General features: G+C 39.0%; 33 protein-coding genes and 1 tRNA gene. 6 read left to right on the forward strand and 28 right to left on the reverse strand.

What is annotated here, in order from left to right; translation table 11 throughout:
- Positions 1-24: 24 nt before the first annotated feature.
- A complete protein-coding gene (rpiA, locus tag HMPREF2832_RS04030; protein ID WP_070505629.1) occupies positions 25-696 on the reverse strand; it encodes a ribose-5-phosphate isomerase RpiA in 672 nt (223 codons plus the stop codon).
- 162 nt (positions 697-858) lie between these two features.
- Between rpiA and mnmE the strand changes: the two genes are divergently transcribed.
- Complete coding sequence (gene mnmE / locus HMPREF2832_RS04035; RefSeq protein WP_045759367.1) at positions 859-2,232, forward strand: tRNA uridine-5-carboxymethylaminomethyl(34) synthesis GTPase MnmE; 1,374 nt, start codon at positions 859-861, stop codon at positions 2,230-2,232.
- 289 nt (positions 2,233-2,521) lie between these two features.
- Here the strand turns inward: mnmE and HMPREF2832_RS04040 are convergent, their stop codons facing one another.
- The 15 genes from HMPREF2832_RS04040 to HMPREF2832_RS10475 all read right to left on the reverse strand — a co-directional run bounded on the left by HMPREF2832_RS04040 (position 2,522) and on the right by HMPREF2832_RS10475 (position 12,070).
- A complete protein-coding gene (locus HMPREF2832_RS04040; RefSeq protein WP_070505630.1) occupies positions 2,522-3,334 on the reverse strand; it encodes a PrsW family glutamic-type intramembrane protease in 813 nt (270 codons plus the stop codon).
- A 153-nt stretch (positions 3,335-3,487) separates the two neighbouring features.
- Positions 3,488-3,979: a hypothetical protein gene (locus tag HMPREF2832_RS04045; protein ID WP_070505632.1), complete on the reverse strand. Its 492-nt coding sequence runs from the start codon at positions 3,977-3,979 to the stop codon at positions 3,488-3,490.
- 173 nt (positions 3,980-4,152) lie between these two features.
- Entirely contained in the window at positions 4,153-5,121 is a 969-nt protein-coding gene (locus HMPREF2832_RS04050) for a DUF6287 domain-containing protein (RefSeq protein ID WP_070505635.1), read from the reverse strand.
- A gap of 287 nt (positions 5,122-5,408) precedes the next feature.
- On the reverse strand, positions 5,409-5,696 hold the full coding sequence (locus tag HMPREF2832_RS04055) for a hypothetical protein (protein WP_261674213.1): 288 nt from the start codon (positions 5,694-5,696) through the stop codon (positions 5,409-5,411).
- Positions 5,697-6,042: 346 nt separating this feature from the next.
- The gene (locus HMPREF2832_RS04060) at positions 6,043-6,702 is read right to left on the reverse strand and encodes a DUF6572 domain-containing protein (RefSeq protein WP_070505639.1); all 660 of its coding nucleotides are present in this window, start codon (positions 6,700-6,702) and stop codon (positions 6,043-6,045) included.
- Between the two features lie 32 nt (positions 6,703-6,734).
- The gene (locus tag HMPREF2832_RS04065; protein WP_070505641.1) at positions 6,735-7,169 is read right to left on the reverse strand and encodes a hypothetical protein; all 435 of its coding nucleotides are present in this window, start codon (positions 7,167-7,169) and stop codon (positions 6,735-6,737) included.
- Between the two features lie 15 nt (positions 7,170-7,184).
- Positions 7,185-7,607: a hypothetical protein gene (locus tag HMPREF2832_RS04070; RefSeq protein WP_070505643.1), complete on the reverse strand. Its 423-nt coding sequence runs from the start codon at positions 7,605-7,607 to the stop codon at positions 7,185-7,187.
- Between the two features lie 69 nt (positions 7,608-7,676).
- Complete coding sequence (locus HMPREF2832_RS04075; protein ID WP_070505644.1) at positions 7,677-8,231, reverse strand: hypothetical protein; 555 nt, start codon at positions 8,229-8,231, stop codon at positions 7,677-7,679.
- A 20-nt stretch (positions 8,232-8,251) separates the two neighbouring features.
- A complete protein-coding gene (locus HMPREF2832_RS04080; RefSeq protein WP_070505646.1) occupies positions 8,252-8,485 on the reverse strand; it encodes an Imm74 family immunity protein in 234 nt (77 codons plus the stop codon).
- Positions 8,486-8,690: 205 nt separating this feature from the next.
- Positions 8,691-8,762 (reverse strand) — tRNA-Arg (locus tag HMPREF2832_RS04085).
- A 44-nt stretch (positions 8,763-8,806) separates the two neighbouring features.
- Positions 8,807-9,154, reverse strand: a complete 348-nt coding sequence (rplS, locus tag HMPREF2832_RS04090; protein ID WP_003003254.1) for a 50S ribosomal protein L19 — start codon at positions 9,152-9,154, stop codon at positions 8,807-8,809.
- A gap of 123 nt (positions 9,155-9,277) precedes the next feature.
- Positions 9,278-10,441, reverse strand: a complete 1,164-nt coding sequence (locus HMPREF2832_RS04095) for a chloride channel protein (protein ID WP_204373420.1) — start codon at positions 10,439-10,441, stop codon at positions 9,278-9,280.
- 46 nt (positions 10,442-10,487) lie between these two features.
- Positions 10,488-10,760 (reverse strand): chorismate mutase, encoded by a 273-nt coding sequence (locus tag HMPREF2832_RS04100; protein ID WP_003007051.1) that lies wholly within the window; start codon positions 10,758-10,760, stop codon positions 10,488-10,490.
- Positions 10,761-10,823: 63 nt separating this feature from the next.
- Positions 10,824-11,267 carry a flavodoxin gene (locus HMPREF2832_RS04105; protein WP_009730912.1) on the reverse strand — a complete coding sequence of 148 codons (444 nt, stop codon included), beginning with the start codon at positions 11,265-11,267 and terminating at the stop codon, positions 10,824-10,826.
- Between the two features lie 116 nt (positions 11,268-11,383).
- A complete protein-coding gene (locus tag HMPREF2832_RS10475; RefSeq protein WP_261674214.1) occupies positions 11,384-12,070 on the reverse strand; it encodes a hypothetical protein in 687 nt (228 codons plus the stop codon).
- Between the two features lie 126 nt (positions 12,071-12,196).
- Here HMPREF2832_RS10475 and HMPREF2832_RS04115 point away from each other — a divergent pair, with 126 nt between their 5' ends.
- The 5 genes from HMPREF2832_RS04115 to HMPREF2832_RS04135 all read left to right on the forward strand — a co-directional run bounded on the left by HMPREF2832_RS04115 (position 12,197) and on the right by HMPREF2832_RS04135 (position 14,804).
- On the forward strand, positions 12,197-13,141 hold the full coding sequence (locus HMPREF2832_RS04115) for a DHH family phosphoesterase (RefSeq protein ID WP_049497597.1): 945 nt from the start codon (positions 12,197-12,199) through the stop codon (positions 13,139-13,141).
- 96 nt (positions 13,142-13,237) lie between these two features.
- Positions 13,238-13,369: a hypothetical protein gene (locus tag HMPREF2832_RS10480; RefSeq protein ID WP_261674215.1), complete on the forward strand. Its 132-nt coding sequence runs from the start codon at positions 13,238-13,240 to the stop codon at positions 13,367-13,369.
- 51 nt (positions 13,370-13,420) lie between these two features.
- Complete coding sequence (locus HMPREF2832_RS04120) at positions 13,421-13,822, forward strand: hypothetical protein (protein ID WP_261674216.1); 402 nt, start codon at positions 13,421-13,423, stop codon at positions 13,820-13,822.
- 161 nt (positions 13,823-13,983) lie between these two features.
- The gene (locus HMPREF2832_RS04125) at positions 13,984-14,226 is read left to right on the forward strand and encodes a type B 50S ribosomal protein L31 (RefSeq protein WP_021153079.1); all 243 of its coding nucleotides are present in this window, start codon (positions 13,984-13,986) and stop codon (positions 14,224-14,226) included.
- 158 nt (positions 14,227-14,384) lie between these two features.
- Complete coding sequence (locus HMPREF2832_RS04135; RefSeq protein WP_049497591.1) at positions 14,385-14,804, forward strand: SP_0198 family lipoprotein; 420 nt, start codon at positions 14,385-14,387, stop codon at positions 14,802-14,804.
- Between the two features lie 49 nt (positions 14,805-14,853).
- On the opposite strand, the gene HMPREF2832_RS04140 is transcribed toward HMPREF2832_RS04135, so the two are convergent.
- From HMPREF2832_RS04140 to HMPREF2832_RS04195, 12 genes are all read right to left on the reverse strand, one after another.
- Positions 14,854-15,618 (reverse strand): (S)-acetoin forming diacetyl reductase, encoded by a 765-nt coding sequence (locus HMPREF2832_RS04140; protein WP_049472783.1) that lies wholly within the window; start codon positions 15,616-15,618, stop codon positions 14,854-14,856.
- Positions 15,619-16,083: 465 nt separating this feature from the next.
- Entirely contained in the window at positions 16,084-17,592 is a 1,509-nt protein-coding gene (gene glpK / locus HMPREF2832_RS04145; RefSeq protein WP_070505650.1) for a glycerol kinase GlpK, read from the reverse strand.
- A 186-nt stretch (positions 17,593-17,778) separates the two neighbouring features.
- Positions 17,779-18,450 (reverse strand): ankyrin repeat domain-containing protein, encoded by a 672-nt coding sequence (locus HMPREF2832_RS04150; protein WP_070505651.1) that lies wholly within the window; start codon positions 18,448-18,450, stop codon positions 17,779-17,781.
- A gap of 156 nt (positions 18,451-18,606) precedes the next feature.
- Positions 18,607-19,362, reverse strand: a complete 756-nt coding sequence (locus HMPREF2832_RS04155) for a CPBP family intramembrane glutamic endopeptidase (protein WP_070505653.1) — start codon at positions 19,360-19,362, stop codon at positions 18,607-18,609.
- Positions 19,359-20,114, reverse strand: coding sequence for a CPBP family intramembrane glutamic endopeptidase (locus tag HMPREF2832_RS04160; RefSeq protein ID WP_070505654.1), 756 nt, complete (start codon positions 20,112-20,114; stop codon positions 19,359-19,361). The genes HMPREF2832_RS04155 and HMPREF2832_RS04160 overlap by 4 nt, the downstream gene beginning before the upstream one ends.
- A gap of 22 nt (positions 20,115-20,136) precedes the next feature.
- Complete coding sequence (locus HMPREF2832_RS04165) at positions 20,137-20,553, reverse strand: hypothetical protein (protein ID WP_070505656.1); 417 nt, start codon at positions 20,551-20,553, stop codon at positions 20,137-20,139.
- 3 nt (positions 20,554-20,556) lie between these two features.
- Complete coding sequence (locus tag HMPREF2832_RS04170; RefSeq protein WP_070505658.1) at positions 20,557-21,444, reverse strand: DUF4300 family protein; 888 nt, start codon at positions 21,442-21,444, stop codon at positions 20,557-20,559.
- A 288-nt stretch (positions 21,445-21,732) separates the two neighbouring features.
- The gene (locus HMPREF2832_RS04175) at positions 21,733-23,079 is read right to left on the reverse strand and encodes an AAA family ATPase (RefSeq protein WP_070505660.1); all 1,347 of its coding nucleotides are present in this window, start codon (positions 23,077-23,079) and stop codon (positions 21,733-21,735) included.
- Positions 23,080-23,087: 8 nt separating this feature from the next.
- Positions 23,088-24,152 (reverse strand): hypothetical protein, encoded by a 1,065-nt coding sequence (locus tag HMPREF2832_RS04180; protein WP_070505662.1) that lies wholly within the window; start codon positions 24,150-24,152, stop codon positions 23,088-23,090.
- Positions 24,145-24,807: a hypothetical protein gene (locus tag HMPREF2832_RS04185; RefSeq protein ID WP_023917903.1), complete on the reverse strand. Its 663-nt coding sequence runs from the start codon at positions 24,805-24,807 to the stop codon at positions 24,145-24,147. Before HMPREF2832_RS04185 ends, HMPREF2832_RS04180 begins: the two co-directional genes overlap by 8 nt.
- Positions 24,808-24,953: 146 nt before the next feature.
- Positions 24,954-25,274 (reverse strand): hypothetical protein, encoded by a 321-nt coding sequence (locus tag HMPREF2832_RS04190; RefSeq protein WP_070505664.1) that lies wholly within the window; start codon positions 25,272-25,274, stop codon positions 24,954-24,956.
- 107 nt (positions 25,275-25,381) lie between these two features.
- The gene (locus HMPREF2832_RS04195; RefSeq protein WP_261674217.1) at positions 25,382-26,158 is read right to left on the reverse strand and encodes an Ltp family lipoprotein; all 777 of its coding nucleotides are present in this window, start codon (positions 26,156-26,158) and stop codon (positions 25,382-25,384) included.
- Positions 26,159-26,338 lie beyond the last annotated feature (180 nt).

Here is a 26,338-nt window from a genome sequence, read left to right on the forward strand (position 1 = left end):
AATTACCGATTTCTGTCCCACTCTCTATTTTTCAATGATGACAGGACCATCTGGTGTCCCTACAATCACTTTTGAAATCATGTTCAAGAATAAACCGTGCTCTACGACGCCTACGGTGTGATCCAGTTCATTGGCCAAAGCTTCCGCATCCTCGATCACTTTGAGATCCAAGTCAATGATAAAGTTGCCTTGGTCGGTGACAAAACGTTGGTCATCCGCGATACGGAAAGCAGGATGGTAACCTTTTTGTTCAAAGTGACGGAAGAGATTTTCAGCTCCATATTGCACCACTTCCACTGGAAGTTTGAAAGCCCCAAGAGTTGCGACTTGTTTAGATTCATCTACGATCCAAATGCAATCTTTTGAATTAGTTGCGACGATCTTTTCCATGAGGAGAGCACCACCGCCACCTTTGATCCCGTTTAATTGAGGATCCACTTCATCTGCGCCATCTACTGTTACATCGACCACTTCAACATCGTCGATAGCCTTGAGCGGAATGCCTAAACTTTCAGCCTGATCATAGGTCACACTCGACGTTGTGACAGCTGTGATCTCCAAGCCTTCTTCTTTGATGCGACGACCCAATTCAGCCACAAAATAATAAGCAGTTGACCCTGTACCGAGACCGACAATCATGCCGTCTTTGACAAACTCAGCCGCTTTAATTCCTACCTGTTCTTTTAGGTTTACCATCATAGACCTCCTTTTATATTCTATTACAGTATAGCATATTCTGTAAGAGATTTCACTAATTAATTGAAAACCTTTCCAGCTTTTAGTTCTAAAAGCAAAACCTTGCCCGTCTGCTGACTTTACGATAGAATAGAGATGAATCTACAGGAAAAGAGAAATGACATGATTACTAAAGAATTTGATACCATCGCTGCCATCTCGACTCCTCTCGGTGAGGGGGCTATCGGGATCGTCCGCTTGAGCGGAACAGACAGCTTTGCCATTGCGCAAAAAATCTTTAAGGGGAAAGATTTAAGCAAGGTTGCTAGCCACACACTCAACTACGGTCATATCGTAGATCCAGATAAGGACGAGATTCTCGACGAAGTCATGGTTGGAGCCATGCGCTCGCCGAAGACCTTCACCCGTGAGGACATCATCGAAATCAATACCCACGGCGGGATTGCCGTAACCAATGAAATCCTGCAGCTGGTCATCCGTGAAGGAGCTCGATTAGCTGAACCTGGTGAGTTTACCAAGCGGGCCTTTCTGAACGGTCGGGTCGATTTGACCCAAGCCGAAGCTGTCATGGACATTATTCGCGCCAAGACCGACAAGGCTATGAATATTGCAGTCAAACAGTTGGACGGTTCCCTGTCTGACCTCATCAACAACACGCGCCAAGAGATTCTCAATACTCTGGCCCAGGTCGAAGTCAATATCGACTATCCTGAGTACGACGATGTCGAGGAAGCAACCACTGAGATCATCCGCGAAAAGACCAGTGAATTTGAAGCTCTTTTGACCAACCTCCTCAAGACTGCCCGTCGCGGTAAGATCTTGCGTGAAGGGATTTCTACTGCTATCATAGGCCGTCCAAACGTCGGCAAGTCCAGCCTCCTCAATAATCTTCTTCGCGAGGAAAAAGCCATCGTTACCGATATCGAAGGAACCACCCGTGACGTTATCGAAGAATACGTCAATATCAATGGTGTTCCCCTCAAACTAGTCGATACGGCCGGGATCCGAGAGACCGAAGACATCGTTGAGCAAATCGGTGTCGAACGTTCGAAAAAAGCCCTCAAGGAAGCTGATCTGGTTCTTCTCGTCCTCAATGCAAGCGAGCCCTTGACCGACCAAGATCGCCAACTCCTTGAAATCTCTCAAGACAGCAACCGCATCATTCTCCTCAATAAGGTCGATCTCCCAGAGAAGATCGAAATCGACCAACTGCCGGAAGATTACATCAAGATCTCCGTTCTGAAAAACCAAAACATCGATCAAATCGAAGACCGGATCAACGCCCTCTTCTTCGAAAATGCTGGGCTGGTTGAGCAAGATGCGACGTATCTTTCTAATGCCCGTCACATCTCCCTCATCGAAAAAGCTGTTGAAAGCCTCCAAGCGGTCAACGAAGGCTTGGCTCTCGGTATGCCGGTCGACCTGCTCCAAGTCGATCTCACCCGAACTTGGGAAATCCTAGGAGAAATCACAGGGGATGCTGCTCCAGATGAGCTCATTACCCAACTCTTCAGCCAGTTCTGTCTTGGTAAATAAATCCATTTTAAGATCCTATACTCTTAGAGACTTTCCTTAGGTGAGTACGGACGTCAGCGAACTTCTTCGAAGTTCCATGACTTAGTTTTGAATCTAACGTTTCAAAACTCCCGAGTGCTTGAAACAACAATGTTTCAAGCACTTTTCTCACGGCGGAAAGTCTCAAATATTTCTTTCAAAATAGAATTTAGTTTACAGCTATAGTATCACTCAGTTTATACAAAAGTAGAAAAACAATGTGTCCAAAATAACAAAAATGCGTATGTGTGCAAACATACGCATTTTTGTTTTATTTTCCTTGTTCTAATCGCTCGACGGTTTGATAAGCTTGGTAGATTAGGAAGAGCCCGGTAGCATTCAAGACTGGAATCGCAATCGGTAACTCGGTCACGATTTGTGAGAAGGGTGAATTGCCAACAAAATGGAGTCCAAACCCAGCTACTAAGTATCCCCAGCCTGCTAGAGCTAGATCCTTGCGTCCTCTGCTTGCTTGGACAATCAAGAAGAGCCCCAGCATGACAAGACCTGTGTAGACCCAGTGAGACATGGGCGCATTGGCCACACGCCCGAGAATCCCAGACACCGTGTAGGAGAAACCTTCCGGCAGATCCTGACGGATATAGGCAAAGTCCTCCACGATCTGGAAGCCAAGCCCAGACGCAATAGCTAAGAGGAAGATCGACTTGATCCGACGGACACTGAACAAATAGAGAACAAAGAAGATGGGAATCAACTTAAAGGGTTCCTCAAAGAGGGGCGCAGCGATGGCACTCTCGTACTGGTTCCAAAATTCACTATTTGGAGCGATAGCTTGAATCATGTCATGGAAATAGGTATTGGCAAAGCTAGATAACCAACCAGCAACAAAGCCCCCACCTAGTAGAGAAAAGAGCACCGGTACCCAAGACAACTTCCACTTCTTGGCGAAATGAAAGAGGGCCCAGACAGCAGGAATCGCATAGACCAGGAGGATCAGGGTTGAAAGACCCACAATCCCGTACTGGCTACCAGACATCCAGCCTTCCGTCAGTGACTGGGTCTCATAGGCCAGCCCAATCGCTAGCAAGAGTATATAGAGAAACAAAATCGATTTGCGTTTCATAAAAGACCTTTCTATAGTGAAATGAAAAAGGCTGGAAGACCAGTCTTTTCCGTGTAGTATCATTGTAACAGGATCAGCTTAAAAAAACAATAAATGTGGATTGGTGAGAAGAATGTAAAACGCAGATGCCGACAGATGGTTGACTGAATTTAGTTACTTAACCACCAAAGCTCCATTTTCCTCCGTCGCCAAGAGCTTCTCATCTTTATCATATATTTTAAGTTTTATACTACTTGGTGTTTTTTGAGTTGCATTGTATTGCTTTACTATCTCTTCTTTTAAATCAAAAAGCGTCTTACAATAATCTTTTGGATTTATATTTGCTAAAGATAGCATATTTTCTGATGCAGATAAGACAAGGACCAGATATTCTTCATTATAATACACTTTCCCCATCTCAATTTCGCCATTGATTTGATTTTGAAGCATATAAGCAAATACTATATTAGGTTTTTCATTTCCAACCAATGAGGTAGGGGCTTGATTCATTCCTTTGACCACTGATTCTTTACTTTCCTTTGTAGAATCTTTTACACTCTGTTCAGTAGACTGCTCTTTTTTGTCTTCATTCTTCACTTCTTTTTGCGCGCACGATGACAGAAATAGCGAGAGAATGGTCATTGTTGCAAACATAGTTTTTTTCATAGATTGCCTCCTTTTAATTTTTAACAAGTCGAAAATGACCTGTAATTGACCAAAATTAGATAAAGCTTCCAGTAAAAGACATTCCAAAATTTTAATTTTATAACCTTATAAGTGCTTAGATATTTAACAGTTTAAAAATTATAATTTACTATTATTCTACCATAATCTCTCTCTTACTTCAGTACGGCAAGAATCTGACGAATCATATCTGGATCCCCATCTGGCAAAGTCACCGTCTCTGCATGATCCAAGATTCCTTGGGTAAATTGCGTCATAAACTCTTCACTATTGAGTTCATCTGCAGACTGTTGCCAGTGACTTGGTACAGGGTAGATCGTCACCGTCCCATCACCATTGGATGCATAGGTGATATTTCCTTCAGCTGAATATGAACCAAATAGATGACGCACATCTTTTGGATAATCAACTCCTAAGCCACCATTATAAATCTTTGTTCCAGCTGCACTATTTGAAATATTTAACTCTGATGGCACGTTCTTGATCACATAAGCCCAGACACGAGCAGCTTCAACCTGAGCAGCGGTATAGCCTGGATAATCATTCTGGTCTGCCTTCTTCGAAGACTTGACCTCACCATCCGAACGAGTATTCCACTTCTTGGCCTTACTGTTCTTTGTCATACTACTGCTATCGTCTGTATCTGCTTGTTCCCGATCTTTCGGTTGCTCTTTCTTGCGATAGTAGAAATTGTCATCATCGCCATAAGCCGGTAACTGACCAGCCCAGATCCGATCCTTGGACTTATCCGAAGCATCGTCTTTGCCCGCTTTCTGACCTTTTGGAAGGAGCAAGAGACCGTATCCTCCAACACCCGACTTGGCACTAACCGTCATCTCAGCGATCTGGTCCTTCTGCTTAAAGCTCGATGCATCAAGCTCCACATCCTCGCTGACCAAGCCCTTGTCATCAAAGACCAACTCATTGCCACGACCATCGATCCAAGTTCCTTTGATACTCGAGTAGTCCTTAGCCTTGATGGCTTTCAAGTCCATGCCAGATTGTTTCTTTTCTTCAGTGCTAGTCTGCTTGGTCTCCGAACTCTTAGGCATCACCGTCCTCTGAGGACGACCACACGAAGCCAAGACCAAAGCAGAAAGCACAATCACAAAACTTTTTTTCATATCAATCTCCCTTCGCACACCTACTATTTTAGAAAAATAAGAAAGGAGAGTCAAAGAAAAAGTGGAGGGGGAAAATAAATTAATGACATAAAAGTCTGTAAAATTATTATTTGAATTTCTAAAGAAAAAGAAGCTCAATATATCGAGCTCCTAGACCATCATTTCTTGTTTTTCTTTCTTTGGGATCATTCGAAATAACACAGCTCTAAAACAAGATAACATTGATACTATCAACTCCACACATCCTACATAGACAGTTTCCCTTATTTTTTTAATATGCTTCAAAACTATATCTTGTACAAATTATTTAATCTTTCTAACTCTAATACATTCATACATACTTCTACTCCAGTAACTACCCCCTTACTATAAATAATTCCACAAGTAAACACAATCCTCTCCTGACTCAAAATATTTGACAATATTACAAAAGATTCCAAAACATAATCCTCTATAGTAATAAAACAATTATTTTCATCTTTGAAAAACTCTATAAATCCAATATCCTTACACCTATCACGTAAATGAAACTTAAGTGATTTTAAAAAATAATCAAAAAACACATCATTTTCCATAGAAAAAACCTTCATTTTTAAAATATTCTTTTATAACATACAAAAAATAAGTTTTGGGACCATTCGAAAGAACACAGCTCTAAAACATCAACACTCGGTCATAAGTGAACTACTCCGCAAAAGTTAGACAGAAAAAATCTAACTTTTGGGGTGCAGTTCAACTGTCAGTGTTTTCTTTTCTATCTCTGTCCCCTGCCGAAATATAAAATATGCTTAGAAAGCCTATTCTAATGGGCTTTTAGAAAATTTTGGTCTACTTTTTAACTATCTTATTTATTGACTGACCTTCGCTTTAATACTTTTAATCCCTAATAAATTGATTAATTTTATTCTTCTTAGTTGTTCTTTACTCCGGCAATTCTACCTTCAAGCTCATATCCGTCGGTTGCAATACCTTCTGAACCGCTGCGAGGAAGGCTAAGCCGTTATCCGATGGAGAATATTGGAAGGTGATATGGACGATTTTCTTATCAAACTTATCGCCATATCTCTCCACATATTGCTTGCTTTCGAGGAAGTGAATATAATTGTTAATTTTTTCTTGCAGAATTTCCAGATGGACTGCTTCTATTTCTTCCTCCCAGCTAACTGAATCCACTAGAAGAAGCTCTAAATGATTATCAACTGTACCAATAGCGTCAAGTTCAGTTGGCTTGAGTTCTGAAGAGATGGCTTGAGTGACGATTTGGGTAAATTCTTCAGGAGAAAATATTTTTTGGTTATCAGATAAATCATTGAAAATTAAGTCAGGATTATTTTGTATAAAAATTTTATTCGACTCTTCTTGTGTATATTGCTTTTTAGATTTCCAAAAACCATATTGCGCATAATTCATCAACTCTTTGCCAGTATGTTCTCCCAACATATAGCTATCTGCAACTTCTTTGGGGATTTCTCTTATCACTTCTGGGCAGGTAATATTAAAAGTTGGATAACGCAAGAAATACTTATCCCCATCTTGACAGATTTCCAACATGTCTTTTTTGCTTAAATAAATTACTTTCATTAAAATCACCTTTGCTATTTGAAACCTATTTACTAATCACTTATAGGCCAGTGCTCTGTTTCAGCATAAATCATTACTTCATATGCTCCCCTAGAAGATTCAAATGCTTTATCCATTAGTTCTTTAGTAATAGGATAGCATACTTCTGGGCCTACAGCTCCGCCAATTTCTTTAAAGAAGCTAATTTCGTAATAGCCGTCTGTCTCATATACAATAAATCCATTGCCTCCATGTACAATCGTATCCGATTGATTATAATCTTCTAACTCATCTTTCTTTGGCCAACGATGATGTTCACAATAAAACATTACTTCTAAAGAATCTTTTTCAGATTTTGAAACACGTTCTGCTAATTCCTGGCTAATGGGAAAATTAAGCACTTCATTCCCTCTACTCCACAGAATCTGATAATCATTATTGTTTTTTAATACCGTACAATTTTTGTATTGTTGAATTTCTGTTGTCATACTATTTCTTTTTGTCTATTTCAATGGTGATACATAATCGTCTGGAAGTTTGCCTCTCCAGTCAATCCATTTTTGTTCAGCAAGTGGAATTAATGTCTCAAGCTCTTCCTGAGTAAATAATTCCCAACTCTTAGGATTAGCTATTAAAGGAGTTAAGCCTTTTAATACAAATTGTTTCTCACTAGCCTTCTTTTCTTCTTCCGTCGGTGGCCAAGAATCGTGCTTAATCTTCCAAGATATTTCGAGTAGTGATCTCTCTCCACTATCTAATAGAGAGAATAATTCTTGGGGTAAATCATAGACTGCTAACCAAGAAGCCACAGTTCCCTCTTCTGAAACTAAAAAATATTTATCCTCATTTTTCCAAATTGACTTCCCGTATCCTTTTACTTCTTCAAACTGGATAACATCTTCCCATTTTAGGTTTGTTGGTTTCATTTTATATCTCCTAGTGCAGGTTATTTTCTCAACCAGAATATCATAAAATCAGGCTTCTTTTTCTCCTCCTCAATAGGCAATGCCATCTTTTACCCATTTTCTAGTTTCTAACTCCAAATTAAAATAGAAATCACTTCGACCAAATTTATCAAAGGAATCTTCTTTAAGAGCCTCGCATACAATTCTCAGTTTCTTCTTACTTATCTCAGAAATATATAGCATAGTAAACCCTGCAGGAGATTCAATTTGGTCAATTTTCTCACCTTCTAAATTATAAATCTCTAATTCTGAAGGGAGTCCAAAGTCACTTGATGAGCGAAATATACTGAAGATACGCTGATATTTAGGGCTAAAGCGAAGATGATGTAAATGATGAAAAACAATCTGGTGTTGACCATTATGATTCCAATCTACGGTTCCTTCTAGTAGATTTTGTTGCCCTAACAATTTTCCTTCTAAGCTAAAGTAGAAAATGATTTTACTTACAAAGTTTTCTCCACTATAGACGATAACAATGTTCTCATTTTTATTATATTCCGCATGAATGATATCTGGTAGTTCTATCTTTATTACACAACCATCCCACTCCCATGTGACCATCTGTTCACTGTAATCGATTCTCATCATCCTTCTCCTACTCTAACTCAGATAAATTCGATCTGTATTGTTTGCTCAGTCATCATGGAATCCACTTCCTCAACAAGTTTATCTATCTCGCTCTCTATGATACGAATGTGGTTGTATGGTGGCTCCCAATTCTGTATACTTGACCTATATGCAGTAAAACTTCCATTGGTTAACAATTCTCCCTTTGCTTTTAAAACATAACCATTTTCATAGTCAAATGTGATGATAGACTTTGTACCAGAAATTTTCATTTTCTCACTTTTCTTATATCCCTTTCAGATTAAACTTTTAGAGCACTCATAATTTTTTTAATTTGGTATTCAAAAAAGGTAGGACTACCTTAAAATTCAGTGTCTCTTTTTCCACTATTATACCATACAAGAACTTTCCCTAAGATCCATCCTTGTATAAACCAAAAAAAAAACACTGGCGAATCAGTGTTTTACTTATCTATATTGTCCCCTGCCGGAATCGAACCAGCAACTACTCCTTAGGAGGGAGTTGTTATATCCATTGAACTAAGGGGACCCTATAAAAAAAGAAGCGAGATTACTCCCGCCTCCTTGTTCGTCTTAACGACGGATTTCTTTAATACGAGCTGCTTTACCTTGCAATGCACGAAGGTAGTACAATTTCGCACGACGTACTTTACCGTAACGTACAACTTCAATCTTTTCTACACGTGGAGTGTGTACTGGGAATGTACGTTCAACACCGACACCGTTAGAGATTTTACGAACAGTGTACATTTCAGTGTGTCCTTGACCTTTACGAGCGATAACAACGCCTTCAAAGATCTGGATACGTTCACGAGATCCTTCGACAACTTTCGCGTGTACACGAACAGTGTCACCAGGACGGAATGCAGGGATATCAGTACGAAGTTGACCTTCAGTCAAGCTTTGGATTAATGGATTCATTTTATTCTCCTATCTTCGTCAATCTTGAGAGACCTCCCTCAGCGGATAAACTGTATTTTTGTGCTTCCATTACGCACAGAAACTATCATATCAGATAATTTCAGGTTTGTAAAGCTCTTTTCTCTACTTTTTCGCAACTTTTTGACCGGAATAAATGCTCCACTCTTTTGGTAGGCAATAGGCGATGGCACAAGCAATGACAAAGAAAGGAAGATTAGCATAACCAAAGACTTCTCCTCCGATCAAGATCGGTGCGAGCAAGGTCGTCGTCGCGCTGCCAAAGACACTGGCATATCCGATAGCGGCCACGACTAAGACGGGTAAGCCCAGCATAGGAGCAAGAAAGACTCCAAGTGTAGCTCCGATCGCAAAGAGCGGGGTCACTTCTCCCCCTTGGTATCCAGCTGAGATGGTCACCACGGTAAAAAGGAGCTTCAAGATCCAGTCATAACTCTGCGCACTACCCTGATGAAAAGCTACATCAATCAGATTGGTTCCAAGTCCACTATAAGTGCCGACCTTGGTCAGCTGGAGGGTCAAGAGGACCAAGCTGAGTCCAGCCCCTATAAGGGCAATCCGGATATAAGGATTAGGCAGGACTTTCGCGACTGTTTTCTTCAACCAGGAAAGGCTAACTGCAAAGAGTTTCCCAGCGAGTCCAAAAGCTAGGCCCAGAAGGGCAACTTTGATCAAGGTCTCTGGTGTCCAGCTCAGCGTTTCTCTAAGTGGCACAGCAAATTTCTCTAAACCAAGGGCATGAGAGGTGAAACTAGCCACGATTGAGGCGATGAGCGCAGGATAGAGAGCCATCAACTGCAACTCCCCAACTGTCAAGACTTCAAGGGCAAAGAAGGTTGCTGCGAGTGGCGTCTGAAAGAGCCCCGCAAAACCGGCTGCCATCCCAGTCATGAGAAAGATACGCGAAGCATCCGGGATCTTGATATGACGGGCAAAACGGTGCGAAAGGGTCGCTCCGATCTGGACCGCTACACCTTCCCGACCGACCGAACCACCAAAGAGATGGCTCATCCAGGTCGTCAGCATGATCAAAGGCACCAAGACCAAGGGGATTTTCTCCTCACGCGCGTGTCCGACATCAAAGATGAGGCCCATCCCTTTTGAAGCCTTGCCACCAAAACGTTTATAAAGATAAACAATGACAAGCCCCGCTAAGGCCAGAAAAAGAATCAAAGGCCAATGCTGGCTTCGGACATCTCCAATCAGGAGCAATCCTTGACCAAAAATCATGTCAATGGCACCAACCAAGAGTCCAATAAAAAGAGCCATCCCTGTTAGGACCACATACTGTTGTGCTTTTTGCTTGATCGATAGACTAGTCACGCGCCCTCACCTCCTCTTGGAAGTCTCTCGAGCGCTTCATCATATCTTGAAACTGAGCTTGAATGGTCGCACGATACTGCTCATCCGTCACGAGAGACCCGACTTTCTCAAGCACTTCTCTCTCCCTTCCTTGATCGAGCACAGGTAAGCCCTGCTGCTCCTTATATTCTACAATCTGACCGACACAGACTATCCGTCTTTCCAGCAAGGCTACTAGCTCTTGATCGATCTGGTCAATGTCCTTACGAATCTGATCTAAATCCATGTGTCTCCTCTTTATTTTGGATATAAATCGAGGCTTTAATCCATCGATCCAGCCTCTTTGTCATTAATTTGCTTTTGCTACAAGTTCTTCTGCAAAGGCTTCTAATTTTTCAATGTCTTCATCTTCTGCAGACAAATCAACTTTGACACACTCAGAGCCTTTTTCAGCACCAGTCGCAGCGAAGCAACGGTCGAAATCATCAACTGCTTTACAGAATTCATCGTAGAAGGTATCACCTGATCCTACCACACCGTAAAGTTTGCCTTTGAGATCAAGGCCAGCCAAATCTTCGTAGAAATCTTGGATCTCATCTGGAAGCTCTCCATCACCGTAAGTATAAGTCGCTACCACTGCGATATCTGCTTCAAGGAAGTCCTCCGCATCCACAGTTGTACACTCATCCACATCTACTTCGACACCAAGATCACGGAATTTGTCCGCTACGATATCAGCGATTTCTTCAGTATTTCCAGTCATACTAGCAAAAACAATCTTCGCTACAGTCATAATTTCCTCCCAAAAGCTATTTCCCGTATTATACCACTTTTTCAAGCATTTTGCACGAAACCTTTCCCGATAAGATGAAAGTCATGGCTCATTCAAAGAAATTGGTTCGATGGAACCTAATCGCCCTCGTTTTCTTCTTGAATTGCTTTAATATCTTTAATTTCTTCATCCAACTTCTTATCAAAATAAGACTTATTTTTGAACGGATACGAATAGGTGCGCCAAGTGTACCATTTTAGTCCTTCTTCACCCTTATAGTACCACTCGATTCTAGTAGGTAAAAACTCTTTGTTGTAGGTGATGCGAACCTTGGTGAATTGACGATTTTTCTTCAAATAAATCGCTTCAAATTCCGGGGGATATTCTTCTTTCATCAATTTATCGTCCAAAAATCTTTTCGGTGAGCTAGTAATTTGATAGTTGGATTTCTTAATTTCATCAGTAGTAATTTTCTTACTTAATAGAACTGATGATAATTCGTTATTTACTGCAGATTTGTAATACTGTTTACGATCCCAGTCCGCTTTATAACCACCATATACCGTGTCATCTTTCACAGCAGTTTCTGCAATATAATAAAATTCTTCCTCCCTAAGATCAAACCCAACTTCAAAATCCTTATAAAGAGGATCTCCCATTTTGATCAGAACAAATTGCTTTTTTTTTAAAACATTCAATGCCGGTTGATTGTTACTGCAACTACTTAGGAATACTGCAATAAGCATTACGACCAACACTACCACAATCATTTTGGGAAATTGTAACCATCGTTTTCTTTTCATTGATTGTTTAATTTCTTTCATCATCTCTCTCATTCTAACAAAATATCCATACAATGTAAAACCGCCTCCACTGACCCTGCATAGTGATAAACGCTTGCTGTATGGGCCTTTTTTATGTTAAAATTGACAGAGAAAATGAGGTAATGTATGAACGTAATGAATGACATTCTTGAAAAGATTCAAGCTTATAACACGATTATTATCCACCGTCACCAGAATCCGGATCCGGATGCGATTGGGAGCCAGGTGGGCTTGCGGGATCTCCTGCGTGCGCACTTCCCTCAAAAGCGGGTCTTGGCAACTGGCTATGATGAACCGACCTTGACTTGGCTTGCTGAAATGGATGAGGTCAAGGATGAAGATTTTGAGGGAGCTTTGGTGATTGTCTGTGATACGGCCAATACTCCCCGAATCGATGACAAGCGCTATTTGAATGGTGATTTCCTGATCAAGATCGACCACCATCCAAATGACGATGCATATGGCGATCTGCTCTGGGTTGATACAGACTCAAGCTCTACCAGTGAGCTGATTGCACTTTTTGCTAAGGAATTGGATCTCGAACTACCGGTTAGTGCTGCGCGTCTCCTCTATGCAGGGATTGTCGGCGATACGGGTCGCTTCCTTTATCCTGCTACTTCGACTCGGACTTTTGAGATCGCTGCAACACTTCGAAGCATTCCCTTTGATTTTACTGCCCTTGCTCGTCAAATGGATACGATCAATCTTAAAACCGCTAAGCTTCAAGGCTACGTCTATGACCATCTCGAGATCGACGAACATGGCGCTGCGCGTGTGACCTTGACACAAGAGCTCTTGAAGAAATTTGATCTACGTGATTCTGAGACTGCTGCGATTGTTGGAGCTCCTGGACGCATCGATACCGTGTCTGTTTGGGCTATCTTTGTTGAACAGACTGACGGTCACTTCCGTGTCCGGATGCGTAGCAAACGAAAAGTGATTAATGAGATTGCCAAACGTCATAATGGTGGTGGCCATCCACTAGCTAGTGGAGCTAACTCCTACTCCCTCGAAGAAAACGACCAAATCTACAAAGAGCTACAAGAAGTGGCACGCACAAACGAAGGCTGAGAACGGTTTCTCAGCCTTTTTATCTTGGTCATGGGGTTTTCATTTGATCTTTCTTATGGTAAAATAAAGCTAATAAAATTTTTAAGGAGACTTATTATGGAAAAAAATCGTTTGTTTATCATTATCTCTGCTGCGGTAGCGATTCTTAGCTCTTTCTTGCCATGGGCAAGCCTGAATGCTGGTGCCTTTGGTTCATACAGCTGGAATGGCCTTCGCGGAGATGGATGATTCGTTATTATCTTCGCAGTCGTTGCGATTGTCCTTGCTTGCTTGAACGATGTGAAATCTTCACTACCAAAAGGTTTTGCAATTGGTGTTATCGTATCAGGGGCTCTCTCAACTATCGTAACATTGATCGATCTATTTGGTGTAAACAAATATGCTGTTGACTTCAATGGTTATGGCGTTTCAATTGGCTTTGGTTTGATCCTTGCTTTGATCGCATCAATCGCTATTGTTGTAACTGGTCTCTTGGCGATGTCAGGTGGTAAAATCACTAAAGGAACATTCGAAGAACTTGCTGAATCTGGTAAAGGATTTGCACAAACAGTTGGACGGGTGACAACTACTACAGTTAAAACTGCAGTAGATGAAATCAAAAAAGAATCACACGAACACACTGAAGGAAAAGCTGATCAACCAGTTGAAGCACCAAAAGATCCAAATCAATCTGAACAATAATAAGATTATCATCACCTTAGCATAGCTAGGGTGATTTTTTTGATCATTAATTTAAATAAAATTAGTGAAAATACTTGTCAAGATCCTGGAAATTTGGTAAACTAGCTTAGTAACAATCTATGGCTCGGAAAGAGACCATGGCAGAAAGGAAATATTGCAAAATGAAAAAAGATATCCATCCAGAATATCGCCCTGTTGTCTTCATGGACACTACTACTGGTTACAAGTTCGTCAGCGGTTCAACTAAGTACTCTAGCGAAACAGTTGAATTCGAAGGTGAAACTTACCCATTGATCCGTGTTGAAATTTCATCAGACTCACACCCATTCTACACTGGACGTCAAAAGTTCACTCAAGCAGATGGACGTGTGGATCGTTTCAACAAAAAATACGGTCTCAAATAAGAACCAACACAGAACCACTTCCCTTTCGGGAGTGGTTTTTTTGATCTAAAAAGATGAACATATAAAGAATTCTTTCTCCCTTTTCTGAAAAATCATTTTCATTGTCTTCTCCTCTATCCTCTGCTATATTTGGATTATCAAAGAAAGGAGACAAGCCGATGACATTGTCCAAAAAACTCACACTTTCTCTTGCCTCACTGGCAGTTCTTGGTCTTTTAGTAGCCTGCTCGAACCAGACAGCTCAAACACCTGCAAACTCTGCTAGTTCACAACAGGTTTCTTCGAGCACTTCAAGCTCTAAAGGTTCACAAACAGCTAGCCAAGCTGAAAATCTAGACGGTACATACAAAGGGACTGATGAAAATGATCAGATCACTCTGACCCTCTCTGGTAAGATGGGCACATGGGAAGAGGTTGAAAGGGATGGCGAGAAAGAAAGCAAGCCTGTAACCGTTCACTCCGACAATCATACTCTCACTGTGGGAGATGATCTCAAATATTACAAACTAGAAGGTAACCAACTCACTATTGAAGATGACGATCGCGATCCTTCTGATACCATTGTATTAACGAAATAGCATAAAAAATAAGAGGTTAGGATGTTGATCCCAACCTCTATTTATTATCTTAATGGAACTGCATCCCACCATCTACGATAATGGTTTGTCCTGTGATGTAGTTTGAATCAGGTCCAGCAAGGAAGCTGACCGCTGCTGCTACATCTTCAGGTTCTGAAAGACGTTTGAGAGTAATATCTTTAGCGAATGTTTGCATACCCCATTCGTCATCTTTACCTGCGTTCTTACCAACTTCATGAGCAATGTCAAACATCATTGGAGTCTTCACGATACCTGGTGCATAAGCATTGACAGTGATTCCTGAATCCGCTAAGTCACGCGCCAAAGTCTGTGTGATACCACGAACTGCAAATTTAGTACCACCATAAACAGTCAAGTTAGGGTTACCTACAACCCCTGCTTGTGAAGTCGCATTGATGATCTTCCCACCATGACCGAGTGCTTTGAACTGAGCTTGAGCTGCTTGTGCACCCCAAATCACACCACCAACGTTAATAGCAAATGTACGTGTAAATTGTTCTTCTGTAATAGTATCAAGTGGTGTAGTTGGCGCAACACCTGCATTGTTCACGACAACATTCAAATCTCCAAAATGGTCAACAACCTTTTGGAAAGCTGCAGCCACTTCTTCTTTTTTAGATACATCAGCAACAACCGCAAAAGCATTTTCTGCCGATAACTCAGCAACTGCTTTTTCAGCTGTTTCAGCATTGTAGTCCAATACTCCAACCTTAAAGCCATCTTGCACCAAACGTTTTGCGATTGCAAAACCGATTCCTTGACCAGCACCTGTGACAATAGCTACTTTAGACATATGATTCCTCCTTGGTATCAACGATACCAGCAAACGTTCATATAGAACAGCAAGGGTTGACAACTAATTTTGATGGGGTCTATCATAAACTCCGACAAAACTATGCTAACAGTATACTCTTTTGTGAAAAACATTTCAAACTCTAGCCTGTTTTTTTGAAAAAAATAGTTTATTTATATGATATCTTTATTTAGTGATAAGTGAAATAGAATATGGCTTTTAACCAAAACAGATAACTGTTCTATTCTGTAAAAACTACATGAGGCTGGGACAAAAGTCCTAGCCTCTCAATTATCTTGGATTATCGAGCAAGACGCAGTGCTTGAGTGGGCTCTACTACGCTGATTTCATCAGCTTTTACAGCCCTACTCAACTGTGCGGAGGCGGGACAAAGAAATCGAATACTAACGAATGACCGATTTCTGTCCCACTCTCTCTCATAAACTATTCATTTGATTGATCCCTTTAGTCATCAGACTCCGCAAATACTTGAGTAGCTTTGACTGCTTTCTTCCATCCCTTGTACAATTTCTCTTTGCGAGCTTCATCCATCTTGGGTTCAAAGATTTGGGCTGCTCCATGAAGAGATTTTAATTCATCTAAGTCCTTCCAATAGCCTACTGTCAGACCTGCTAGGAAGGCTGCCCCTAAAGCCGTTGTTTCCAAGTTTTTCGCGCGAGCAATCGCGATTCCAAGAATATCTGCCTGAAACTGCATTAAGTAATCATTTTTCGCTGCTCCTCCGTCTACTTTTAGGACAGGAATAGGAGTCTTGGCATCTACCTGCATGGTGTCGATAATATCGCGTACTTGGTAGGCAATAGATTGAAGGGTTGCTTTGATAAAGTCTTCCTTGGTCGTTCCTCGGGTAAGTCCAAAGACAGAACCACGCGCCTCTTGATTCCAATATGGTGCTCCAAGACCCGTAAAGGCAGGGACCACATAGATTTCATCCTCGTTCTGGGACTTCAGAGCATAGGCTTCAGATTCAGGAGAACTGTCGATCATACGCAGACCGTCACGAAGCCACTGAATAGCACTTCCGGCGATAAAGATCGATCCTTCAAGGGCATAATATACCTTTCCATTGATCCCATATCCGATAGTCGTCAGCAGGTTATTTTCTGATAACTGCATCTCCTCACCGGTATTCATGATGATGAAAGATCCAGTTCCATAGGTATTTTTGACCATACCAGGTTCAAAAGCCAATTGGCCAAAGAGGGCGGCTTGCTGGTCTCCTGCCATCCCTGCAATCGGAACTTGTCCACCGTAGAAATGGAAAGGAGCTGTCTTGCCATAGATTTCAGAGTTTGAACGCACCTCAGGAAGCATGGCTTTAGGAATGTTGAGGATTTCTAAGATTTCATCGTCCCATTTCAGTTCCTTGATATTGTAGAGCATGGTACGGGCAGCATTGGAATAGTCTGTCACATGGGCTGCTCCATCCGTCAGCTTCCAGACCAACCAAGTATCAATGGTCCCAAAGAGCAATTCTCCTTTTTCCGCACGCTCTTGAGCTCCTTTTACATGATCCAAAATCCAACGAACTTTAGTTGCTGAAAAGTAAGCATCAATGACCAAACCTGTCTTTTGGTGGAAGGCTTCTACATAGCCTTGGTTTTTGAGCTCTTCAGCTAGTGGAGCAGTTTGCCGTGATTGCCATACAATAGCATTGTAAATGGGAAGACCCGTATTCTTATCCCAAACAACTGTCGTTTCCCGTTGATTGGTAATGCCGATCGCCTCGATTTGATTGGGCTTGATGCCACTTTCAATAAAGACTTCAGCGATCACCGACTGTACAGAGTTCCAAATCTCATTAGCATTGTGCTCCACCCAACCAGCCTGCGGAAAAATCTGAGTGAATTCCTTTTGGCTAGAGCTAACTTGCTCGCCTTTTTTGTTAAAAATGATGGCTCGCGAACTAGTGGTTCCCTGGTCAATCGCCATGATGAAAGTTTCTTGAGACATAAACTGCCCTCCTGAATTAGGTACTTAAAAATCTTGTTCTTTCATCAACTAGTATACTCTATTTCATCTAGGATTTGTATCCATTTTTTTAAGAAAATCCGGTCTAACATTTTCCTACTGCTTCAACTTTGTCAGACCAAGCAAAAAGAGCCCCGAGGCTCTTTTAACTAGTAGTTCAAATGCTTATCAAGCTCTGCTCTGATCTAACCGATTTAAGAACTCCATGGTCGGACTGTCTTGGTAAAGTTCTTTGAGAGGAATCTTCTGATAGACCGCTATTTCGTCCGCAGTCACACCGTAACGAATTAATAGATCATAAATACGATTTAAATCATGACGTAATTCATCCGTTATGAGGACATTATCGCTTGTTTCTTTTGTTTTCCAATAATAAGATGGCAACACTTCCTTGGTTTCAATTAAAATAGTTTGCAACAAAGTCCCACCATGGCTGTCCTTCTGAGAGATATCTGCCCCAAGTTCCAACATTTTCTCAAAAACCTTGAAAGACTGGTCAGCCTTTTCTTTAGACGAATACATCTCATATTGACTATTCCATCGTTTGATCATGCGCCTACAGTCAAATACAGCCCGTCCACCCGCTGTTTGGAGGACCGGTTGACAAAATGGATTCAGCTCTGTCGGCTCTTCGATAAAGTTAAGATCTGCTCCTCTATCAATGAGTAAATTTGCAATATCTAAATGTCCCGATTTGATAGCGACTTGAAGGAGCGACTGCCCCTGATCTCTTTTAGGTTTTTCACCCGAAACAGCATTGACTTCTTCAGGCTTTTTATCCAATATCTGACGGACTCCCTCTATATCTCCTCTTCGCAACAACTGAAAGGTTTTTTGCATGGTCTTTCCCCCTCTCATTATAGATAAAAATAACACTATGTTGATACTTTGATCCTATATCAAGCATCTTCATTAAACTGATTATAGCATTTTATGGACTTTACATTGAATTCCTAAAGGGTAAAGATGACAGACTTCCACCGAAGAGGTACAACTCTATTTCTCTGATTTTCGTATAGCCACTAGCCAAGAGGATACAAGGATTTCGAAAATAACTAGAAAGATAATCTGAGGAAGAGAACTTTGAACCAGCATAAGGACAGCCAGACTATCAATTAGCATATGAGCGAGGATACAAGGGACAGCTCCTTTCGAGTACTCCCTAAGCGCTCCAAATAGGAAGGTATTCCCTAAGATCATCAGGTAAAAGATGAGGTAGTTGGACGAACCTGCTGTAATCCAAGGGAGTTGATAGATAGGAATATGCCAGAGGAACCAGACAATGGAAAGAAGCATCATTTTAGGTATAAAGTGCTTACTATAGGAAAGATGATCTTGTAAAAACCAACGCCAACCGACTTCTTCTAGACCTCCATATAATAAGGTCCAGGGGAAATAAAGGAAGAAGACCAAGAGGGAGTTCCCAGTAAAGCGAACGTTCATAAGCAGGATGGAGATCCCATAATAGATGACGGGGATGAAGAATGCTAGGATCCAAGTCAGGAGACTTTCTTTTTGAAGAAAGACCTTTTTGAAAAATTCACCCAAGGATTTGACTTCCCTCAACACAAGAGAAAAGACAGCCGCCACAATCATGGGAATCAAGTTCATTAGGATAAACAGTAGCGAGGCCCCCATACTACTCCTATCCGGGAAAAACCAAAGGATCACTTGACCTACTAGAAATGTAGCAAGGAGGGCAGTCAGTGCATACCAAATAGCGACTGATTGTTTTGAAATAAATTTGTTCATTTTTCCTCCTTTACAGTTTCATTCTTCTTTCTTGCAATCATGATTGCTAAACTAATAATAAGAATTTTACTGACGATAGATAGCCATACCTCTTCATTCACTAGAATCTGAGACAAGGAATTGATACAGGCATGGGTCATGACACAGAGCCATAAATTTTGCGTTTTATGATACAAGGCCGATAAGATAAAGCAGTTAGTTAGCAGACCTACTAAAAACGGAAACAATTGAATGACAGCTAAAGAACCATCGATATAAAAGTATAGTAGATGCCAACTAGACCAGGCTAAAAAGGTGATCACAGTAGCTGAAAGATAAGGTATTTTTTCCTGCAAAGTTGGTTGAAAGAAATAACGCCAGCCAATTTCTTCAACTCCACCGAAAAGAAGAGCCTTAAAAAAGAGTACTACTGGCAAGACCAACGATTGAGTGGTGAGCTTACCACCAAAAATTAAGGGAAAAAAGTCGAGAAGCAAGAAAACAAGTACCAAACAATAATTTGCCAAACTGTCTTTGACTTGAAAAAAATCTTTGAGAACTTGTTTGAAACTAGATTGATGGTAACTAATGCTTGCAAGACTGCCCCACAAAGCTGATGATAAGCCACCTAAAACAACAGCGATGATCCCCAATGATGATGTAAAATCAACCTTCACTCCTCCTGCTCTTAAAAACCACACCAGAAGGCTAACTCCTAATACTTGACCAAAGGTCCCTAACAAATACATAGATAGGGCTTGCTTTCTACTCATTCGTGATTCCTTTTTCTTTCAATTAATTACCAGTGCTATCTACCTTAAACCCATACTTGCCTGCATTTCGTTTGAGTTTATTCACTAGCTCTTCATTCTGCTTGCTTTTTCCAAAAAAGAAGGGAATAGTCTTTCCATTTCTAAGATCGATATAGAAAGCATAGCGAGCCCCACCACCAGATCGTCCACGAAAAATTGCATACGTGATTTGCTTAATCTCTTTCAGTGGGATTCTGCGACGACTGAAACATAGTGCGACATGGATATAGAAGATCCCACGGTTAATATGGAAGGGAGCAAAGAAGGGACCACCACTACGTTTCACGATTGCCCTTCTTCTCAGGTAAAGTAGAAGACTGAAAAAGAGCAAGAAAACGAGCACATATAGAATCGGAGCATACTCCATTATCTTTCTGTATTCTAACACGCTGTCTTTCATCCTCTACTTCATCTCAACCCATTTTTCATTATCCATGATAAAGGGCTTAGCTAGACCTTCGCCTGTATAGTCTTGGTACTTGGTCTCCAAGTATTTGTAGACATCTTCCTTGGTCGTAAACTTGATGGCTTGATAGGGCTCTTCAAAGGTCAGCTTTTCGACAAAGAGATAGCCGTCCTTTGCAGGAACTAAAACGCCGACATGGCCGACAAAAAGGGTATTTCCATCTAGGTTATCATGAACGATAACAGAAAGCATGCGCGCATTTTCATTGAACTTGAAGTGAGAAAAATACTCTTCCATCTTCTTGGCATGGACCTTGACATCCGTTGTCGCCTCTGTCGGAACCCGTGAATACAGAATGTTAAAGGCTTCCTTGTCTGCCTCACCGAAGATCTTCCCTTTGTCAATCGCATCATTGTCCACGAACAAAAGTTCACTATCCGCTTTCATCTTAGGAATCTCGATGCGATTCTTCAGAAGAGTATAGCTATTGATCCGGCAGTTGGTCCCGACGAAATCGCCCTTTTTCTTGGTCCACAAGTCACTGATCTTCTCAACATTGTAGTCTGTTTTCTTGAAGGTGCTGAAGTCACCCGTCAAGCCGACCGAGCCAACAATGCTATCGTAATCCGTTACTAGACCCAAAAACTTGTCTACACTGTCCTGATCCAAATAAGCAGACAAAAGACTCCGCACTTCTTCGACACTTGCCTTGCTGTTGAGGTTGCTGTAGCTTCCCTTGTAGCGCTCCTTATCTGAACTAGATTTCTGAACCGTTGAGGGTTCCTTCTTTTCCTTGGATTGCTTTTGGTTGCTACCACAAGCCGCTAAAGCAAAGATCGCCAAGACGCAGCTAGTAAGAAGCATGATTTTTTTAGATGGTTTCATAAAATGGTTCCTTCTAATAATTGTTGTAAGAATCATCTATTTTAAAGTTTCTTAGCTTCATTATATCAATAAATAGATTGAAACAGAAAGAAAAAACATTTTACTTTTACACTGAGAATGCTAGCATTAAAATAGCTGCGGTGTTATTGACTGATGAAAAGTTGGCGATCTACTCTAATAAGAAAAAAGACAATATTAGAATTCTGGAATTCAGAAAACTAATATTATCTTTTTTATGTCAAACAAGCTTAATTTTTCAATAAAAACAATAGTATATGAAGATCATTCTTAATGAACAATAATATCTTCAGACTTTATAATATTTAATTCTTCATCAGAAATATCATTATATTGTGACAATCGATTCGCTTGGTTGGTAAAAGTCTTCTCAAAAAGATTTCTCATTTCCCTACCATTTGCAAAGTTCTCACTTTTTTCATTACTTAATTTGCTAAGGTATTGTGTTAAATAATCCCTTGCGTCACTAGACAATCTCATATCATTTAATTTACAGAACAACTCAAAAATATCTAGAAGTTCATTTGGTGAATAATCTTCAAATGTAATACTTTTATTGAATCGAGATTTTAAACCTGGATTTGATTCTAAAAATCTATTCATGGGCTCTGAATAACCCGCAACAATTACAACAAAATCTTCACGCTGGTCCTCCATGGCTTTTAAAAGTGTATCAATAGATTCTTGTCCAAAATCATTTTCTCCTTTAGCCAAAGTATAGGCTTCATCAATAAATAGTACTCCTCCCATAGCTTCATTAATTTTCTCCTGAGTCTTAATTGCAGTTTGTCCAACATATCCTGCTACTAAACCAGATCTATCAACTTCAACTAATTGTCCTTTTTCTAACACACCCAATTTTTTATAAATTTTTGAAAGTAGTCTTGCAACTGTTGTTTTGCCTGTCCCAGGATTTCCCAAAAAAACTAAATGCTTAGAAACTTGGGGTACCTTAAACCCTCTACTTTCTCTTAATTTATTAATTTTTAATATATTTACTAAAGAGCTCACCTCTTCTTTTACACCTGCTAGACCGATCAATTCATTCAGTTCATTTAATAAATCCTCCAAAGATTCTTCTTGATCGTCATCTTTTTTATTACCATCAATTGATGTCTTATTATGTATTTCTTCATTTTTTATTATACTATTATCTAAATTTTCAAAAGCAATATTTTGAGATTCTTTATTTAACTCAGTGTACTCTTTAAGCATCTTTAAATAATTCATAAATTTTTCTTTATCAACAGTATTTTCATCTTGTTTATTTAAAGAGTAGTACTTTCCAATTTCATAGATTGTTGAAATAAATAATGACTCAATATGTGAAACCCTATTACTACTTATTTCTTTACTAAGATTAAAAAGTAATTTAAAAAATCTAGGTGTTTCTATCTCTTGAACTTTCGGATAAAGGTCAGAGTATGAAGTGTTTAGATATGTAATTTTAAAAAGAGATATTCTTTCTTCTGAATCCTCACTAGAAATGTAATGAATAAAAGATAAAATATCTTCTATCATCATCCTATCTATATCTTCTATATCTTTTGAAGATGTCTTGATTGTATTACAGATGAATAATAAGCTATCAAGGGAATTTTTAATATCAATATTCATAGGTTTCCTCACACCAAAAGAAGCTCTGCTTGTTTTATTACATTCTTGTAGATATCTGATATTTCTTTACTATCTTGATCTTTAAAGGTATCTCTAATAGTTTCATCTATCAGTTCTTTCATTTCTCTTGTACTGTTTTCACGGATAGCCTCCAAAACATGAATTTCTCCTACACACTTAATCAATTCCTGATTATCGACAACTTCCTGAAAAGCTTCATTAACTCTATCAATTAGTTCAGTATAATATATATCGACGCCAATAGTATCTAAATCCGTCTCAAATACAGCGTAATCCTGCAATTTCTCTATAAACCACTCTTCAGTTAATTCATTATAGATGCTCATCCATTTATCATGTGACGAATGCCAAACATCTGTATCTATTAGAATATTATGATTATTAAAATAATATTGCTCATCAAAATATTTTAAAGCAACAGTAAACATTGAAAGAAGTGAAAAGATGGAAACGATTAGTAGATGATTATTTGATGCAATGTCTTTTCTAAATAAGTCTGTTAGTAATTTTAAAGCAGTGTATAGTTTTTGAACTAAAAAACGCATTTGTTCTTCAGAATATGGCTGTTGACGACGTCTGCAATCAAGCATATCGGTATACTCACCTAGAACTTTTTCAAATTCATAAATAGCACGAACATCATGCTCCTGTTTGACTACATTTTTTAATTCATCAAATTGAAGCTTCATCTCTGAGCTAATATTATCAAGTTTTTCATACATAATAGCGAATCCAGCACTCGTGGCTGCTAAGTTTAAACCATTCATCACAATCCCTAATTTACTTACCGATGCAAGTTGCTGGATATTATGCATGGTAATTTGAGATATATTCATTTGATCATTAAGCATATTGGAAAAATTTTTATTAAAAACTCCAATTGCTTTTTCACTAATCTCTTTATTTCCCTTTTGTACAATATCACTTAATGCAACTTTTTGAAATGCTTTGATTCTATTTTTTTGCCCTCTAACAACTATTTCAATAATTCCTTTATCGTTTTTAAACTGATTAAATTGTTTCAAATAATCAATTACTAGTGTTTTATTCATTACTGTACTCTCCTATAATTCTTGCATCTTTGATCTTGTTAAGAAATATAATGGACAGAATTAATGAACAAACTTCGAAACTATAGAACCCTTTATCCTTTATGATTCCTTGACTTTTTTTATTAAAAATTGAAAATAAATCTTCTTCTAATATACTTTCCATACATGGAATTATGATCATTTCATCAAGACACCTGGTTGAAAAATCAAAATTGGTAACCTCTTTATTATTTTGTTTTACAATCTCTACAAGAAGGCACATCAAAATTCTATTATAATCTATTATTTGTCTCACATTATTAAACTTTAAAGCTCTTAATTGTTTAGCTTTTTCAAAATATCTTTTAGTCCTTGGAACTATAACAGACGTTATATCCTTATTCTTTCTGGTTGTTTTTTCTGGTACTCTTTTTGCAACGAAATTTTCTAAATGATTAAAATAGAATTCTAGTATTTTTTCAAATTTTTTATTATTTTTTAACTCAACCTTTTCAAAATAGTCAGTAATTTTCTCTGCTAAAATCTCTCTTGTGATTGAGCCATCTTGGATAAATTTAAAGTCAAAATAATCAGCAATCAGTGTATCTTTTAAATAAAGAAATGATTTTGACTCAAGTTCAATCACACATTCTTTTATAATTTCTCTGTAATCCATAATAACCTCTTTTTCAATGAAACACTTTATTCCTCTTGAACTACTTTAATTAGTATTATATCATGAAATATTGTTCATTTTTATTTACTAGTGTAAAAGTCTTCATACTAGTAAACAAAAAAGCGACTGCAATATTTCAACTGCAATCACTCGTTCAATTGTGTGATAAAAAAATAACAAAGTATTATATAAGATTTTTTAATCTTGTGTTTGTTCATCTTTTCTTCAAAGACTTCCGTCATGATGACACGCAATTCCTCCCGTTCTTTTTCAGTAAGGTCTCCTTGGCGCTTGGCCACGGCATAGAGTTCAGGATTGCGCATAGCCACACGTTCGATCGTCTTTGTTGTCGCATGCCCTCTGACAAAGAAAGTAATACGCTTGATCCATTCTTGCGGGCCAAGAGCGAGCAACTTCTTCGCCGCTTCCTTATCAGAAATCTCAGCTGTGCTCAAACCTCGATTGATTTGTTCTTGTTCTTTTTCTGTATAGTTCTAAAAGTTAAAAATGTGTTTGTTGATAAATTTGATTGTAATGGAATAACATTTAGATAAAAATATATTACTCTTATATTTTAGTTATCCCAATCTATTTTTGCATGTTCTATTGCGTACTCAGCTTCTTCTTGAGTAAATTTTCTATATTCAACAAGTATTTTTAATAACCTTTCTTTCGAAATGTTGCCACCGTTTGAAGAAGATTCTGCTTGTTTCACAGCTTCCTCTTTCCAATCGAAATGACCTTGTTCTATGGCATAATCAGCCTCTTCTTGAGTAAATTTGTCAATATTTATAAGTTGCTCAACTAATTTTTCTTTCGAATAATGAAACTCTTGATTTGATTTTGCTTTTAAAAGTGCTTGCTCTTTCCAGTCTACATTAAGCTTATTTAAAGCATACTGAGTAGCATCCTCTGAATACCTGCTGCCATACTTAGTAAGATAAATTTTAATTTGCTGCTGCGATAAATGCTTTTTTGACCAAGATTTAGCTTCTTCATATGCCCTTGTATATTCTGGATATAGTAAAGTTGGAGGAAATAGTCCTTTCATAAACATATTCATTAATGATTCTAAATCATTCTTATTTTTTCTATCACTTGAAGAAGCGTATTCTTGTTTTGATGATTCGAAATCATCCTTATTTCCATCACTTGAGGTAGAGTAATTTTTTTCAGAATTAGTTACTATTTTTCCCGTATATGAACTTTTCCATTCATTATAACTTCTTTCATAACTATATACCATAAAAGCTATCCATCCTACCATCAATCCAAAAATTGTAAAAATAACTGTCAAAAATTTTTTCATCATGAGTACCTTTACTTGTTTTTCTCCAATGGAATCTTTCATCCCTCTGGAACTGCTTTCATTAGTATTATATCATGAAATATTGTTCAATTTTATTTACTAGTGTAAAAGTCTCTATGCTAGTAAATAAAAAAGTGACTGCATTTCAACTGCAATCACTCGTTCTATTGTGAGATAAAAAATGATTATTTAATCTTGTGTTTGTTCATCTTTTCTTCAAAG

Origin of the sequence: Streptococcus sp. HMSC073D05 (assembly GCF_001812015.1) — a bacterium.
Classification (GTDB): domain Bacteria; phylum Bacillota; class Bacilli; order Lactobacillales; family Streptococcaceae; genus Streptococcus; species Streptococcus parasanguinis_D.

Coding starts and splice junctions, on each gene's coding strand:
- HMPREF2832_RS04065 (WP_070505641.1), bottom strand. CDS start 7,169: ATGACAACAGAAATTCAACAATACAAAAATTGTACGGTATTAAAAAAC.
- HMPREF2832_RS04040 (WP_070505630.1), bottom strand. CDS start 3,334: ATGAAACGCAAATCGATTTTGTTTCTCTATATACTCTTGCTAGCGATT.
- HMPREF2832_RS04195 (WP_261674217.1), bottom strand. CDS start 26,158: ATGAAAGATTCCATTGGAGAAAAACAAGTAAAGGTACTCATGATGAAA.
- rpiA (WP_070505629.1), bottom strand. CDS start 696: ATGGTAAACCTAAAAGAACAGGTAGGAATTAAAGCGGCTGAGTTTGTC.
- HMPREF2832_RS04045 (WP_070505632.1), bottom strand. CDS start 3,979: ATGAAAAAAACTATGTTTGCAACAATGACCATTCTCTCGCTATTTCTG.
- mnmE (WP_045759367.1), top strand. CDS start 859: ATGATTACTAAAGAATTTGATACCATCGCTGCCATCTCGACTCCTCTC.
- HMPREF2832_RS04135 (WP_049497591.1), top strand. CDS start 14,385: ATGACATTGTCCAAAAAACTCACACTTTCTCTTGCCTCACTGGCAGTT.
- HMPREF2832_RS04075 (WP_070505644.1), bottom strand. CDS start 8,231: ATGAGAATCGATTACAGTGAACAGATGGTCACATGGGAGTGGGATGGT.
- HMPREF2832_RS04155 (WP_070505653.1), bottom strand. CDS start 19,362: ATGAACAAATTTATTTCAAAACAATCAGTCGCTATTTGGTATGCACTG.
- HMPREF2832_RS04055 (WP_261674213.1), bottom strand. CDS start 5,696: ATGGAAAATGATGTGTTTTTTGATTATTTTTTAAAATCACTTAAGTTT.
- rplS (WP_003003254.1), bottom strand. CDS start 9,154: ATGAATCCATTAATCCAAAGCTTGACTGAAGGTCAACTTCGTACTGAT.
- HMPREF2832_RS10475 (WP_261674214.1), bottom strand. CDS start 12,070: ATGAAAGAAATTAAACAATCAATGAAAAGAAAACGATGGTTACAATTT.
- HMPREF2832_RS04115 (WP_049497597.1), top strand. CDS start 12,197: ATGAACGTAATGAATGACATTCTTGAAAAGATTCAAGCTTATAACACG.
- HMPREF2832_RS04125 (WP_021153079.1), top strand. CDS start 13,984: ATGAAAAAAGATATCCATCCAGAATATCGCCCTGTTGTCTTCATGGAC.
- HMPREF2832_RS04185 (WP_023917903.1), bottom strand. CDS start 24,807: ATGGATTACAGAGAAATTATAAAAGAATGTGTGATTGAACTTGAGTCA.
- HMPREF2832_RS04170 (WP_070505658.1), bottom strand. CDS start 21,444: ATGAAACCATCTAAAAAAATCATGCTTCTTACTAGCTGCGTCTTGGCG.
- HMPREF2832_RS04175 (WP_070505660.1), bottom strand. CDS start 23,079: ATGAATATTGATATTAAAAATTCCCTTGATAGCTTATTATTCATCTGT.
- HMPREF2832_RS04160 (WP_070505654.1), bottom strand. CDS start 20,114: ATGAGTAGAAAGCAAGCCCTATCTATGTATTTGTTAGGGACCTTTGGT.
- glpK (WP_070505650.1), bottom strand. CDS start 17,592: ATGTCTCAAGAAACTTTCATCATGGCGATTGACCAGGGAACCACTAGT.
- HMPREF2832_RS04060 (WP_070505639.1), bottom strand. CDS start 6,702: ATGAAAGTAATTTATTTAAGCAAAAAAGACATGTTGGAAATCTGTCAA.
- HMPREF2832_RS04165 (WP_070505656.1), bottom strand. CDS start 20,553: ATGAAAGACAGCGTGTTAGAATACAGAAAGATAATGGAGTATGCTCCG.
- HMPREF2832_RS04150 (WP_070505651.1), bottom strand. CDS start 18,450: ATGCAAAAAACCTTTCAGTTGTTGCGAAGAGGAGATATAGAGGGAGTC.
- HMPREF2832_RS04100 (WP_003007051.1), bottom strand. CDS start 10,760: ATGGATTTAGATCAGATTCGTAAGGACATTGACCAGATCGATCAAGAG.
- HMPREF2832_RS04050 (WP_070505635.1), bottom strand. CDS start 5,121: ATGAAAAAAAGTTTTGTGATTGTGCTTTCTGCTTTGGTCTTGGCTTCG.
- HMPREF2832_RS10480 (WP_261674215.1), top strand. CDS start 13,238: ATGGAAAAAAATCGTTTGTTTATCATTATCTCTGCTGCGGTAGCGATT.
- HMPREF2832_RS04080 (WP_070505646.1), bottom strand. CDS start 8,485: ATGAAAATTTCTGGTACAAAGTCTATCATCACATTTGACTATGAAAAT.
- HMPREF2832_RS04095 (WP_204373420.1), bottom strand. CDS start 10,441: ATGGCTCTTTTTATTGGACTCTTGGTTGGTGCCATTGACATGATTTTT.
- HMPREF2832_RS04180 (WP_070505662.1), bottom strand. CDS start 24,152: ATGAATAAAACACTAGTAATTGATTATTTGAAACAATTTAATCAGTTT.
- HMPREF2832_RS04140 (WP_049472783.1), bottom strand. CDS start 15,618: ATGTCTAAAGTAGCTATTGTCACAGGTGCTGGTCAAGGAATCGGTTTT.
- HMPREF2832_RS04105 (WP_009730912.1), bottom strand. CDS start 11,267: ATGACTGTAGCGAAGATTGTTTTTGCTAGTATGACTGGAAATACTGAA.
- HMPREF2832_RS04070 (WP_070505643.1), bottom strand. CDS start 7,607: ATGAAACCAACAAACCTAAAATGGGAAGATGTTATCCAGTTTGAAGAA.